Annotated in this window: 11 protein-coding genes and 1 riboswitch; of the genes, 10 read left to right on the top strand and 1 reads right to left on the bottom strand. The window is 60.2% G+C overall.

Annotation, left to right across the window (positions count from 1 at the left end; all coding sequences use genetic code 11):
* The first annotated feature begins 9 nt into the window (after positions 1 to 9).
* The 7 genes from RIN49_RS07240 (at position 10) to RIN49_RS07210 (ending at position 9,498) form a co-directional block, all read left to right on the top strand.
* Complete coding sequence (locus RIN49_RS07240) at positions 10 to 2,871, top strand: ABC transporter permease (protein ID WP_309119488.1); 2,862 nt, start codon at positions 10 to 12, stop codon at positions 2,869 to 2,871.
* Positions 2,872 to 2,890: 19 nt separating this feature from the next.
* Positions 2,891 to 3,790 carry an ABC transporter ATP-binding protein gene (locus RIN49_RS07235; protein WP_309119487.1) on the top strand — a complete coding sequence of 300 codons (900 nt, stop codon included), beginning with the start codon at positions 2,891 to 2,893 and terminating at the stop codon, positions 3,788 to 3,790.
* 135 nt (positions 3,791 to 3,925) lie between these two features.
* Entirely contained in the window at positions 3,926 to 4,915 is a 990-nt protein-coding gene (locus RIN49_RS07230) for a LacI family DNA-binding transcriptional regulator (RefSeq protein ID WP_309119486.1), read from the top strand.
* 67 nt (positions 4,916 to 4,982) lie between these two features.
* Complete coding sequence (locus RIN49_RS07225) at positions 4,983 to 6,782, top strand: L-fucose isomerase (RefSeq protein WP_309119485.1); 1,800 nt, start codon at positions 4,983 to 4,985, stop codon at positions 6,780 to 6,782.
* Positions 6,783 to 6,914: 132 nt separating this feature from the next.
* Positions 6,915 to 7,610 (top strand): response regulator transcription factor, encoded by a 696-nt coding sequence (locus RIN49_RS07220; RefSeq protein WP_309119484.1) that lies wholly within the window; start codon positions 6,915 to 6,917, stop codon positions 7,608 to 7,610.
* Positions 7,607 to 9,154 carry a sensor histidine kinase gene (locus RIN49_RS07215; RefSeq protein ID WP_309119483.1) on the top strand — a complete coding sequence of 516 codons (1,548 nt, stop codon included), beginning with the start codon at positions 7,607 to 7,609 and terminating at the stop codon, positions 9,152 to 9,154. Before RIN49_RS07220 ends, RIN49_RS07215 begins: the two co-directional genes overlap by 4 nt.
* A gap of 50 nt (positions 9,155 to 9,204) precedes the next feature.
* Positions 9,205 to 9,498, top strand: a complete 294-nt coding sequence (locus RIN49_RS07210; RefSeq protein ID WP_309119482.1) for a hypothetical protein — start codon at positions 9,205 to 9,207, stop codon at positions 9,496 to 9,498.
* Between the two features lie 99 nt (positions 9,499 to 9,597).
* Here RIN49_RS07210 and RIN49_RS07205 read toward each other — a convergent pair whose 3' ends face one another.
* A complete protein-coding gene (locus RIN49_RS07205) occupies positions 9,598 to 10,404 on the bottom strand; it encodes a C40 family peptidase (protein WP_309119537.1) in 807 nt (268 codons plus the stop codon).
* A 330-nt stretch (positions 10,405 to 10,734) separates the two neighbouring features.
* On the opposite strand from RIN49_RS07205, the gene RIN49_RS07200 reads away from it, so the two are divergent.
* The 3 genes from RIN49_RS07200 to RIN49_RS07190 all read left to right on the top strand — a co-directional run bounded on the left by RIN49_RS07200 (position 10,735) and on the right by RIN49_RS07190 (position 12,894).
* Positions 10,735 to 11,055 carry a Dabb family protein gene (locus RIN49_RS07200; protein ID WP_309119481.1) on the top strand — a complete coding sequence of 107 codons (321 nt, stop codon included), beginning with the start codon at positions 10,735 to 10,737 and terminating at the stop codon, positions 11,053 to 11,055.
* Positions 11,052 to 11,348 carry a 4a-hydroxytetrahydrobiopterin dehydratase gene (locus RIN49_RS07195; protein WP_309119480.1) on the top strand — a complete coding sequence of 99 codons (297 nt, stop codon included), beginning with the start codon at positions 11,052 to 11,054 and terminating at the stop codon, positions 11,346 to 11,348. The genes RIN49_RS07200 and RIN49_RS07195 overlap by 4 nt, the downstream gene beginning before the upstream one ends.
* Before the next feature lie 44 nt (positions 11,349 to 11,392).
* Positions 11,393 to 11,546, top strand: a riboswitch (cyclic di-AMP (ydaO/yuaA leader).
* A 172-nt stretch (positions 11,547 to 11,718) separates the two neighbouring features.
* Positions 11,719 to 12,894, top strand: coding sequence for a KamA family radical SAM protein (locus RIN49_RS07190; protein WP_309119479.1), 1,176 nt, complete (start codon positions 11,719 to 11,721; stop codon positions 12,892 to 12,894).
* Positions 12,895 to 12,923: the final 29 nt, after the last annotated feature.

Here is a 12,923-nt window from a genome sequence, read left to right as displayed (position 1 = left end):
GACATAGAAGTGATAGCGATCCTGACGATGCTGTTCCGGAAGATGGCGAAGAACCGATGGCTCGTCGCCGGGTTATTGGCGGGCATGTGCCTCTGCACGGCGTTGACGAGCAGCATGCCCATTTATAAGAACGCCTCGCTGCAGCGCATGCTGACGAAAGAGCTGGAGCGGCACTACGAAAGAACGAGCACGTACCCGGGATCGATCGTGGCGACGGGCACCCCGAACTTCCAACCGGAGGACGTGGGGAAGCAAGCCGCATTCCTCAGAACGTACGACGCTTTATGGGAAAAGGACGCCCTGCTGGATCCGAGTCTAACGGTGCTGGATTATGTGAAGGAACGGCAGACGGTGACGTTCCGCATCGTTCCGGCGGATCCGACCCGGATGGATCCGGAGGAAAACCGCGTCGCCAAGCTCGCGATGCGAACGGGGCTGAAGGAGCATGTCCGGCTCATCGACGGCCGCATGCCGTCGCCAGAGCCGCAGAACGGCGTATACGAGGCGCTGGTGACCGATAGCATGCTTGTGAAGTTGGGTATGGTGCTCGGGGTGGAGGTCGTCAGCGACGACGACGACTGGGCGGAGCAGATTCGCATCGTTCCCGTCGGGGTCGTCGCGGAGTCGGATCTCAACGATATGTACTGGGATTTCATGCGGCTAAGCGGATACGACGCGACGTTCTTCGTCGACGACGCATTGTTCGAAGCCGAGATCGTCGACGGGGCGAAGGTACCGGTCGGGAACGTCCGATGGGAGGCCAGCTTTGACTACAGCCGCTTTACGCTGGAATCCGCGATCCGCTTCACCGAGGCGAAGGAACGTCTTGATGCCGCGTACAAGCAGCGGATGCCGTTCAACTCCAACGTTCGCGCTCCAGCGGAGGCGATTATGTCCGTATACGAGGAGAAGGAAGCCACGTTGGAGTCGCTTCTCTGGTCGTTGAACGTGCCGTTGTATATCCTCGTCGCGTTTTACTTGTATATGGTGTCCGGGTTGCTCGTCGAAAAGCAAAAATCCGAGGTCGCCGTGCTGCGCAGCCGCGGCGCGGGACGATGGCAGATCATCGCATTGTTCGCGATGGAGTCGGCGGTTCTGTCGATCGTCGCGCTGATGGTCGGTCCGTACTTAGGGGCGGCGTTCACGGCGGTGCTGGGCTCGAGCGACAGCTTCATGAGCTTCGTGCAGCGCAAGGCGCTCCCGGTACGGGTGGACGGCGATAGCTTCGCGTTCGCAGGGGCGGCGGCCGCCTTTTCGTTCGTCGTGTACTTGATCCCGGTTTTCCTTGCGACGCGCTTCAGCATCGTGGATCAGAAGCGCGCCTCCGCCCGAGGCAACCGCGCTTCCGTCTGGCACAGATTCGGGTTGGACGCGGTGCTGCTTGCAGTCTCGCTATACGGATTGTACACGTTCCGCAAGCGCATTGCGGAAATGACGGCGCTCGGTCTCGACGCCGGCGCTATCGCGACCGACCCGCTGTTGTTCGCGGTGCCGTCGATGTTTATTCTCGGGTTCGGCTTGGCGCTGCTGAGGTTATACCCGTGGTTCGTCAAGCTCGTCTACTGGATCGGGAAGTCGCGTTGGACGGCGTCGCAGTATTCTTCGCTGCTCCAGGTCGGCCGCCGAAGCCGGCAATACGAGCTGTTCATGATGTTCCTGGTGTTGACCGTCGGAACGGGGTTGTACAGCGCCAGCGCCGCGAGAACGATCAACGGGAATATGGAGGATCAGATTTGGTACGCCCAAGGCGCCGACGTCGTGCTGCGTCAGGATTGGGTCGACGATGCGCCTCCCCCGGCGGGACCGGGCATGGAGGCGCCGCCGCCGGTCAGCGATCGGATCAATTATCTCGAGCCCGACTTCGACGTGTTCTCGTCGCTGCCCGGCGTTCGGAGCGCCGCTCGCGTCTTCACGAAGGAGAAAGCCGTCGTATGGACGAAGGAAGAGAACGTTCAAGCCCGCTTGATCGGGATCCATACCGATGAGTTCGGAATGACGTCATGGATGAAGGACGGATTGCTGCCCTACCATTTCTACGAATATTTGAATCTAATTGCGCCGGATCCGAGAGCGGTGCTCGTCTCGCGATCGATGGCGGAGGCGTTCGAGCTGACGCCCGGCGACGTCATCGACGTCGGTTGGAGCGACACGTCGCGGATGCAGGCGACGGTGTACGGAACGATCGATTACTTCCCGACGTTCAACCCGAACCCGGCCGGAGCGGAGACGAATCCCGACGCGCCGAAGCCGTACCTCGTCGTCGGACATCTCGAGACGATCCAGAACGAACTGGCGTTGGAGCCGTACGACGTCTGGATCGACGTCGCTTCGCCGGACGATCGGGAGGCGTTATATGCGGCGATCGGGGAAAAACGAATTCAACTCGTCTCGATCCATGATACGAACGAACTAGTCGCGGACAGCCGGAGCGATCCGTTCCGGATGGCGATGAACGGCGTCATGAGCCTTGGTTTTCTGTTGTCGCTTGCGATCACGCTGGTCGGGTTTCTCTTGTATTGGGTGCTGGCGCTGCAGGGGAGAACGCTGCAATTCGGCATTTTCCGAGCGATGGGTCTTACGTTCCGCAACATTGTCGGCATGCTCGGCACCGAACAGCTGCTCACGTCGGGCGCGGGCTTCGCGATCGGACTGTTGTCCGGCGCGACAGCCAGCTACTTATTCGTGCCGTTGTTTCAGCTATCGTTCGATCCGGGGCGCGTCGTGCCGCCGTTCCAGGTGATGATCGAATCGCAGGATACGACGCGGCTGCTGCTCTTCATCGCCGCGATGCTCGTCGTCGCGCTGGTCGCGCTGGCGGCGTCGCTGAGCAGGGTCAAGCTGCATCAAGCGCTCAAGCTGGGCGAGGATTAACGGGGAGGAGGCGTGCCGGGTGATCAAATGCGAGAACTTGGTCAAAATCTATAAGACGTCCGACCTGGAGGTCGTCGCGCTGCAAGGGCTGGATCTCACGATCGAGCAAGGGGAACTGACGGCGATTATCGGCAATTCGGGCAGCGGGAAGTCGACGCTTCTCAATATGCTGGGCGGGCTCGATCGCCCGTCCGCGGGTCGGCTCTGGGTGGACGGGAAGGACATGCTGAAATTCAGCGAACGGGAGCTGACGCGGTATAAGAAAGAGACCGTCGGATTCGTGTGGCAGAACAAGGCGCGGAATCTGATTCCGTACTTAACGGCGAGGGAAAACGTGGAGATCCCGATCCTGCTGAAAGGTCGGCGAAAGCGGCTTCGCGCCATGGAGCTGCTCGAAGCCGTCGGCATGTCCCATCGTCGAGACAATCGGCTCGATCAGTTGTCCGGCGGGGAGCAGCAGCGCGTCGCGATCGCGATCGCGCTCGCCAACCACCCGAAGCTGCTGCTCGCGGACGAGCCGACCGGTTCGGTCGATACGAAGACCGCGGCGCTGATTATGGAACTGTTCAACCGATTGAATCAAGAATTGGGGCTGACGATCGTCATCGTGACGCACGACCAGCAATTGGCGAAGCAGGTCAGCCGCGTCGTGGCGATCCGGGACGGGCGAACGTCAAGCGAGCTCGTCCGCCGCGCCTCGTACGCCGAACGGCTGGCGGAGATGGAGTCGGAAGCCGCGGCGACGTCCGCGGTAGAAGACTCGCACGAGGAATACGTCGTCATGGACGGCGCGGGCCGCATCCAGGTGCCGGCTAATTACCTCGAGGCGCTCGGCCTCTCGGGAAGTAAGCGAATCAAGCTGCAGCTCGAGGGCGACCGCATCGTGATGACGTCCCCGGCCGGCAAGCCGGAAGCATGACGCAAGAAAAAGACGCGCCCGTTCCGCCGGTATGGCGGGCGGGCGTATGTTTTCGCACTGGACGTCACCGGCGGGATGGCATATAATGGTTTGTGTAAACGTTAACACATCCAAGTCGAAACGAAGGTGCGCGGCATGACGAAGAAGCTGACGGTGAAGGACGTCGCTCGCGAAGCCGGGGTCTCGACCGCTACGGTTTCCAGAGTGTTGAACCGCACCGGATACGTCAGCGAGTCGGTGCGGGAGCAGGTGCTCGGCGTCGTGGAACGGCTGAAGTACCAGCCGAACTCGATCGCGAGAAGCTTGAAACAAGAGAAGAGCTACACGATCGGCATCGTCATTCCCGACATGACGAATCCGTACTTCATGACGATCGCTAGGCATATCCAGAGGCGATGCATGAGCGCCGGATACCATCTCCTGTTCATGGATTCCGAGGAGGATGCCGGGAAGGAGAGCGTGGCGCTCGACCTGCTGATGGAGAAGCGGGTGGAAGCGATCGTACTCGCGGGCACCGATCGCAATCGGGAGAAGCTCGAGTCGATTCGCGCGAACGGAACGGCGCTCGTATTGATCGACCGGCGCATCGACGGCGTCGACGCGGACATCGTCTGCGAGGATAACGCGAACGTTACGTTCCGAGCGGTATCCGAGCTGCTCGACCGAGGCCATACCCGGATCGGCGTCATCGCGGGTCCCGAAGGGATCGTCACGGCAAGAGAGCGTTACGAGGGCATCGCGGCGGCGCTGCGGGAGAAGAGCGTAGAGCTGGACCCCGCGTTGGTGTACGAGGGCGATTATACGAAAGAATCCGGTCGCGGCGCCGTTCGTTCCTTATTGGCGTCGACGCCTCCGCCGACCGCGGTCGTCTCCTGCAACAACGAGATGACGTACGGATTTTACCTTGGCTTGCAGGAGGCCGGCATCGATACGGCTTCCGTGGAAGTCGTATCGTTCGGCGATCTGGAGTTTTCCCCGCTGTTCCGACAGCGTCTCACGGTCATCAAGCAAGACCCTGTATGGATCGGGGCTACGGCAGGCGATACGGTGCTGGCCCGGATCTCGGAGCCGAGCCTAGAGAAGGTTACAAAGATAAGGATCCCTACGGTAGAGGCGAAGTCGTAATTTTTTTTCGATGGTGTGTAAACGATTACACATACATGCAATCATTTTCTCTGGGAGGAATGGACTTATGAAGAACGGATCGATCATTCGTAACCGCTTGCAAGGGGAGATGCCGAAGATCGGCATTCGCCCGATCATCGACGGTCGCCTCGGCGGCATCCGGGAATCGCTCGAGGAGCCGACGATGAAGATGGCCGAGGCGTGCGCGAAATTTCTGTCCGAGCATTTGCGTCACTCGAACGGCCTGCCGGTCGAATGCGTCGTGGCGGACACGACGATCGGCGGCGTCGCGGAGGCGGCGCGTACGGCGGAGAAATTCCGCAAGGAAGGGGTCGGCGTCACGATCTCCGTGACCCCGTCCTGGTGTTATCCGCTCGAGACGATCGACGCCGACCCGCACATGCCGAAGGCGATCTGGGGCTTCAACGGCACCGAGCGGCCGGGGGCGGTCTATCTCGCCTCCGCGCTCGCCGCGCATAACCAGAAGGGGATTCCGTCGTTCAGCATTTACGGACGCGACGTGCAGGATATCGGCGACGAGACGATTCCAGAGGACGTGCAGGCGAAGCTGCTCCGGTTCGCGAAGGCGGGTCTCGCCGTCGCGACGATGCGCGGCAAGTCGTATTTGTCGCTCGGCGGCGTCTCGATGGGCATCGCCGGCTGCATCGTGGACGAGAGCTTCTACCAGGAATACCTCGGCATGCGCAACGAATACGTCGACATGACGGAGTTCGTGCGGCGGATGGATCGCGGCATCTACGACCGCGACGAGTACGCCAAGGCGCTCGCCTGGACGAAGGAGCATTGCCGCATCGGCGAAGACGTCAATCCGCCGGAGTTGACGCGGACCGCCGAGCAGAAGGAGCAAGATTGGGAGACTGTCGTGAAGATGTCGCTCATCGCGCGCGATCTGATGATCGGCAACCCGAAGCTGGCGGAGATGGGGTACGGGGAAGAGGCGCAAGGTCATAACGCGATCGCCGCGGGCTTCCAAGGGCAGCGGGCGTGGACGGATCACTTCCCGACCGGCGACTTCCTGGAAGCGATCCTCTCGAGCTCCTTCGACTGGAACGGGATTCGCGAGCCGTTCATTATGTCGACGGAGAACGACAATCTGAATGCGGTGACGATGCTGTTCGGCCATCTGCTGACGGATCGGGCGCAAATCTTCGCGGACGTGCGCACGTATTGGAGTCCGGAGGCGGTGAAACGCGTCACCGGGCATGCGCTTGAAGGCGCGGCTGCCGGCGGCGTCATCCACCTGATCAACTCCGGACCCGCGGCGTTGGACGGCACGGGCGAGCAGAAGGACGCGGACGGACGCCCGACGATGAAGCCGTTCTGGGACATTACCGCCGAGGACGTCGAAAGCTGCCTCGCCGCGACGAAGTGGTGCCCCGCGGTCGACTTCTTCCGCGGCGGCGGTTATTCCACCGACTTCACGACGCGCGGCGGCATGCCGATGACGATGGCGCGGCTAAACCTGATCAAAGGCGTCGGTCCGGTGCTGCAAATCGCCGAGGGATATACCGTCGAGCTGCCGCAGGATGTGCACGACGCGCTCGATCGTCGATCGAACCCGACGTGGCCGACGACATGGTTCGTGCCGAATCTGACGAGCGATCCGGCGTTCAAGGACGTCTATGCCGTTATGAACAACTGGGGCTCCAACCATTGCGCCGTCAGCTACGGCCACGTCGGCGCCGATCTGATCACGCTCGCGTCGATGCTGCGTATTCCGGTGTGCATGCACAATGTGCCGAGCGACCGGCTGTTCCGCCCGAGCGCATGGACCGCGTTCGGCGCGAACGAGCCGACGGGCGCCGATTATCGCGCCTGCGCGGCGTACGGTCCGTTGTATAAGTAAGCCCAGCGCTCCTCATGCGGAGAACATTTTCGCTTGGGGGGCATTTTTTTTTACGACCGACGGACAGAAACCATCGCCTCCTTGCGAACGTTGTAAGGACCCGCATTCCGCGGAAAGAAGGAGGCGCTGTTGATGAAAGTGTTGGTAGCCGACGACGATCCGAACGTATGCGAAATTATCCGCATCTATTTCGAACAACAAAACATCGAGCTGCTGGAAGCGTACGACGGCGCGGCGGCGCTCGAGCTCGTCGAGAAGGAAACGCCGGACCTCGTCATTCTCGACGTGATGATGCCGAAGATGGACGGCTATGAGGCTTGCCGGGAAATCTTGAAGCGGCGGGACGTGCCGATCATTATGCTCACCGCCAAAGGAGACGAGTTCGACCGCGTGCTCGGTCTCGAGTTAGGCGCGGACGATTATATGACGAAGCCGTTCAGCCCGCGAGAGCTCGTCGCCCGCATGAAGGCGATCTTCCGTCGCGTGCAGCCGCGGCAAGCGGCGAACGGGGAAGAGGCGGCGAAAGCGGCCGCGTACGAATTCGAGGGGTTGTCCATCCATCCGGACCGTCGGGAAGTGCTTTCGGACGGAGAGCGCGTGTCGCTGCGGCCGAAGGAGTTCGATCTGTTGGCGCATCTGGCGAAGTCGCCCGGTACCGTGTTTACGAGAGAACAGCTGCTTGAGCTCGTCTGGGGGTACGACTTTATCGGCGACATCCGCACCGTCGACGTGCACGTCAAGAACGTACGCAAAAAGCTGAATCAGCCCGAACGGGAATATATTCATACCGTTTGGGGCGTCGGTTATAAATTCGAGGCGCCGCGATGAAGAAGCTCGGCATGAATAAGACGATCTTCCGCCGTCTGCTCCTCGGCAATCTGGCGATCGTACTGCTGGGACTCGGCGCGGTCGGCATCGCCATCTCAATGATGGTGAAGGGATACTTATACGATGTAACGCAGCAGGAGCTGCTTCGCAAGGCGAAGAAGGTCAACCTATCGATTCAAGAATTTCAAACCGCGGACGAAAATATGTTGGCGTTGCTGACGTTCCTCGACCAGACGTTCGATACCCGCATCTGGATTTTCGACAGCCGAGGCGAAATTATCGCCACATCGACGCAGGACGAAGTGTCCGTAGGCAAGTCCGTGTCGGGAAAGATTGCGGAACGAGTCATGCAAGGGAACGCGGTGAGCGACGAGCTCCACTTCGAAGGGTTGACGGAACCGATGCTCTCGGTCGCAGTCCCGTGGGGGAAGGAAGACGCGTTATACGGCGGCATCGTGCTCCACGCGCCCGTCAACGGCGTCACGCATGCGATCCTTCAGGTGAGAGAGACGATTCTCTGGGTCACCTTGTTCGGGATGTTGATCTCGATCGCCGTCGTGTTGTATTTATCTCGGTCGATCTCGAGGCCGCTGCAGCATATCGCGAGGACCGCGACGGAAATCGGCATGGGACAGTACGACCGGAGGCTCGAGGCGGAAGGCGCGGACGAAATCGACGACTTGGCGTCGTCGATCAATTCGTTGGCCGGCAAGCTGGAACGCATGGACGAGGAGCGTCGCAAATCGGATCGGATGCGCGACGACTTCCTTGCGAATTTGTCGCATGAGCTGCGAACGCCGCTGACCGCGATGCAAGGTTTCTTGGAAGCGCTGCAAGACGGACTCATCCCGGAAGAAGGCCGGGAGAAATATTACGACGTGATGTATCAAGAGACGCATCATATGACGCGGCTCGTCGACGACCTGCTCGATCTGATGAAGCTGGAACGGGAAGAAGTGGCGATCGATCGGCATCCGCTCGACGTCGCTCCGCTGCTGCGGAAGGTGGCGTTCAAGTTCGAGCCCGACGCAAGAGAGCGCGGGCTGGACCTGCGGGTGGAAGCGGACGACGCGCTGCCGAAGGCGTACGCGGACGGCGACCGCTTGGAGCAGATCGTGGCGAATCTCGTTCGCAACGCGGTCAAGTTTACGGATCGCGGCTACATCCTGCTTAAGACATTCGCGGAGGAGGACGAAGTCGTCCTCGAAGTGACAGATACGGGCGTAGGCATCTCCGAAGCGGATCAAGCCCGCATCTGGGAACGATTCTTTAAGGCGGACCGCGGGCGTTCCCGGAAAAACAAGGGCGCGGGTCTCGGCCTCGCCATCGTGAAGGAACTCGTCGAGCGGCACGAAGGAACGATCGAGGTGGACAGTCGATTGGAGCAAGGCTCGACGTTCCGGGTCCGAATTCCCGCGTACCGGGATCCCTCGGAAGTCGTCGTCGCGAAGATCGGCGATTCCTCCGTTCATCGAACGAACATATTTCTTCATAAAAAGTTCCCGAACCGAAAATCGAACGATCACACGTTTCCGGTAAAGTAAAGGTGTACCAAAGAACACCGAAAACCAAAGATCGAAGGGAGAGGTTCGGAATGAGAAAGAAAACGTGGTGGACGGCGCTTGCGGTTGCCGTTATGTCGATGGGGTTGTTGATCGGGTGCAGCGGCGAGGGCGGCGAGCCGTCGATGGACGCGCCAGCGGGAGGCCAGCCGATGGAGCCGGGCATGACCGCGCCGGAAGCGACGGAGGCGCCCGAGGCGACAGAGACGCCGGAAGTAACGGAGACGCCGGAAGCGACGGAAACGCCGGAAGCGACCGAGGCGCCAGAGGCGTCCGAGGAGACGATGGCGCCGGAAGCGGAGACGTTACCGGAAGCGACGGAATAACGCGACTGACCTACACATACGTATCCCCATGAAACAGAGAAGAAGCTCCAGGGCGCCGCCGCGCCGCTGGAGCTTCTTCTCTTGTAGGCGGGAATGACTTTACAGAACGTCCCGCGCCGTTACGTAATGATCGGACCAATAGTTCGAGTTGATATCCGAGACGCCGACTCCGTCGAAGATCGGAGACGCATGGATGAAGTCGCCGCCGCCGATGTACATGCCGACGTGGTTAATGCTGCCGTTGTCGTTCGTGTCGAAGAAGACGAGATCGCCCGGCTTTAAATTCGATTTCTTAACGTATGTACCTTCCTTCGCCTGCTGCCGGCTTGTCCGCGGCAGGTCGACGTTGTGCTTGCGGAAGACGAGCTCCATGTAAGAAGAGCAATCCGCGTATTTGTACCCCGTGTTCCACGGCTCGGCGCCCCAATCGTATTCGAAGTCGCCTTTGTACGATTTCGCGGTCGCGACGATCGCGCTTCGGCTCGGGGACACGGAACCGGAGGAGCCGACGGAACCGCTGGAACCGCTGGAACCGCCTTTATAGTCCGTATACTTTCCATTATCAGATATGTATCCGGTCGTGCCGCTCTTCGTCCGCACCTTCAGCCAGTTGCCGTCCGCTTCTTCGATGACGCGTAGGTCTTCGCCGCGATTCAGCATCCGGATGACCTTGCTCGACGTGCTAGGCTTCGTCCTTAGATTCACGCCGTAGGTTACTTCCGTATCGTAGCGCGCCGCCGACGCATCGAAGCTCGTATATTTGTCGTCATCCGATATGTATCCGATCGTGCCGCTCTTCGTTTGGATTTTGAGCCAGTGGTCGGCGACGCCGTCGATGACGTGGACGTCTTCGCCGCGCTGCAGCATGCGAATCACCTTGCCCGACATGCTCGGTTCGCTCCTCATATTAACGCCGTACTTGACTTCCGTCTCGTAACTCGTCGCCGCCGAAGCGGATGTTGCCAGTGCTGCGGATCCTACTACCGATGCGAGGAATATCATGGTTTTTCGCATCCTAATCACCTCCATAACCAGAATACCCCACGCTCGTCCGGCTCGGGGAGGGGCCAAATGTTGGGATTCGAGATGAACGCGTATACATTCGGCATATTTATCCATGCCTCCGGCCGTCCGAGCGGCAGCAAGAGATGGACATCGCCGCCCTGTAAACGTCGGTGCCGCGCCGGCGGATATGGTAAACTAGAGGGAATGAAAAAGAGGAAAGGATGACGGCACATGTACGAGCATATCGTCGTATTTAAATTTCGGACCGAGCTGCCCGCGGCGCAGGAGGAGGGCTTGCTGACGCAGCTGCGGTCGTTCCAGGGAGTCATTCCGGGCATCGTCTCGATGAGCGCGGGCCGCAACGTTACGCGCGAGACCGAGAACATCCATGGCTTTTCGATCGGGCTGCGCATTACGTTCGAGGATCATGCCGCCTTGATGGCTTACGGACCGCATCCGGCGCATCAAGCGTTCGTCGCTTCGTTGGACGGCCTCGTCGAACAAGTCGTCGTCGTGGACTACGAGATCGGGAAGGAGACGAACCGCGCATGAAGCTGACGCCGGTGGAGATCGAATCGCGGCTGCCGTCGGCGCCCGGATGGCGTCTGGAAGACGGGAAGTGGATCACCAAGAAATATCGCTTCCCCTCGTATCTCGACGGGATCGCCTTCGTCGGCCGGGTCGCCGCGGAAGCGGAACGGCTCGATCATCATCCGTTCATCGCGATCGAATATAAGCTGATTACGCTTCGGCTGACGTCCTGGCATGCCGGCGGACTAACGGCGCTTGACTTCGAGGCGGCCGAAGCGTTCGATCGGGCGGCGCCGGCGCCGCCGGGGACGTAATCGTTTTCGGGAAATGGGTTGACAGCGTCCGCGCCGTTCGATACAGTAAAATTACGCTTAATTCTCGGTCGACATCCGTTCGGCGGGAAGCGGGGGAACCAATGTACGTGGGGCGAATCGTTCCGAAGTTTGGACCGTAGGGAACCATCTTATCCCGAGCCCGGCAGCTAACCTCGTCAGCAGGAGATGGGTCGATTTTTTACTGCATACTTAGCTTATACTTGCCGAGACCCGATTCCGTTCGGGCATTCGTGCGTCCATACGACCCCGTTCGTACCTCCGCTGGCGAGACATGTCTTCATCATGTCGTCGGCGGAGTTTTTTGCGTTCCCGCCGGCGACCGAAACTTCGAATCGAGGGAGGAATGCGCATGGCGCAGCCGAAGTACATCACCGACATCGACAAGCTCGAAGCGATCCCGGAAGAAGAAAGAAGTCGATTGAAGCGAATTACGGAGAAGTTCGTGTTTCGCGTGAACGACTACTACTTAAAGCTGATCGATTGGAACGATCCCGAGGACCCGATTCGCAAGCTCGTCATTCCGAACGAGGGGGAGCTGCTCGAATACGGGCGCTGGGACGCCTCCGACGAGGATACGAATTACGTGGTGCCCGGCTGCCAACATAAGTACCGATCCACGGCGCTCTTGATCGTATCGGAGGTGTGCGGCGCGTATTGCCGGTACTGCTTCCGGAAGCGGCTGTTCCGTACGGACGTGAAGGAAGCGATGTCCGACGTCGAGCCGGGGCTCGCGTATATCGCGGCGCATCCCGAAATCGACAACGTACTGCTGACCGGCGGCGACAGTCTCATTCTGGCGACGCCGAAGCTGAAATCGATCTTGGAGCGGCTTCGCGCCATTCCGCATGTGAAGATCATTCGCCTCGGTTCGAAGCTGCCCGTCTTCAACCCGATGCGGATCTACGAGGATCCGGAGCTGCTCGAGACGATTCGCGCTCACTCCACGCCCGAACGCCGAATCTACGTTATGGCGCATATCAATCACCCTCGCGAAATTACGACCGAGGCGAAGCTCGGGTTCGAAGCGCTGCATCAAGCGGGCGCTATCGTGGTCAATCAGACGCCCGTGCTGCGGGGGATCAACGACGATCCGGCGGTGCTCGGGGAGCTGCTCGATAAGCTGAGCTGGGCGGGCGTGACCCCGTATTATTTCTTCGTCAATCGTCCCGTCGCCGGCAATTCGGATTTCGTCCTGCCGCTCGAGCGGGTGTACCGAATCGTCGAAGAGGCGAAAGCGCGCACGTCGGGGCTCGGCAAGCGGGTGCGGCTGTCGATGAGTCATACATCAGGGAAGATCGAAATTCTCGCGATCGAAGACGGGAAGGCGTATCTGAAATACCATCAATCGCGCGAAGGCGCATACGGTAAGTTTCTAACGCTCGATTGCCCGAGCGACGCGGCTTGGTTCGACGATCTGCCCGGCAACGAACGGTATTGGAAGCGGCCGGTCAAGCGCACGGACGCTGTCGTTTCGGTCAACGAGCTGCCGGATGTGCCTCGGCGGGCGACGAAAATCGCAAAGTAATCGCAAACGGCTCGCTCCTCGGTTGTTCG

It is taken from the genome of Paenibacillus sp. (genome assembly GCF_031177825.1).
Classification (GTDB): Bacteria; Bacillota; Bacilli; order Paenibacillales; family YIM-B00363; genus Paenibacillus_AE.
The sequence above is the reverse complement of the archived record's forward strand: the minus strand, read 5'-3'. Positions and strand labels throughout refer to the sequence as shown.

Bases quoted from the DNA above. Each gene is read 5' to 3' on its own strand.
- RIN49_RS07190 (WP_309119479.1), top strand. From the start codon at position 11,719: ATGGCGCAGCCGAAGTACATCACCGACATCGACAAGCTCGAAGCGATC.
- RIN49_RS07225 (WP_309119485.1), top strand. From the start codon at position 4,983: ATGAAGAACGGATCGATCATTCGTAACCGCTTGCAAGGGGAGATGCCG.
- RIN49_RS07210 (WP_309119482.1), top strand. From the start codon at position 9,205: ATGAGAAAGAAAACGTGGTGGACGGCGCTTGCGGTTGCCGTTATGTCG.
- RIN49_RS07205 (WP_309119537.1), bottom strand. From the start codon at position 10,404: ATGAGGAGCGAACCGAGCATGTCGGGCAAGGTGATTCGCATGCTGCAG.
- RIN49_RS07230 (WP_309119486.1), top strand. From the start codon at position 3,926: ATGACGAAGAAGCTGACGGTGAAGGACGTCGCTCGCGAAGCCGGGGTC.
- RIN49_RS07200 (WP_309119481.1), top strand. From the start codon at position 10,735: ATGTACGAGCATATCGTCGTATTTAAATTTCGGACCGAGCTGCCCGCG.
- RIN49_RS07215 (WP_309119483.1), top strand. From the start codon at position 7,607: ATGAAGAAGCTCGGCATGAATAAGACGATCTTCCGCCGTCTGCTCCTC.
- RIN49_RS07195 (WP_309119480.1), top strand. From the start codon at position 11,052: ATGAAGCTGACGCCGGTGGAGATCGAATCGCGGCTGCCGTCGGCGCCC.
- RIN49_RS07220 (WP_309119484.1), top strand. From the start codon at position 6,915: ATGAAAGTGTTGGTAGCCGACGACGATCCGAACGTATGCGAAATTATC.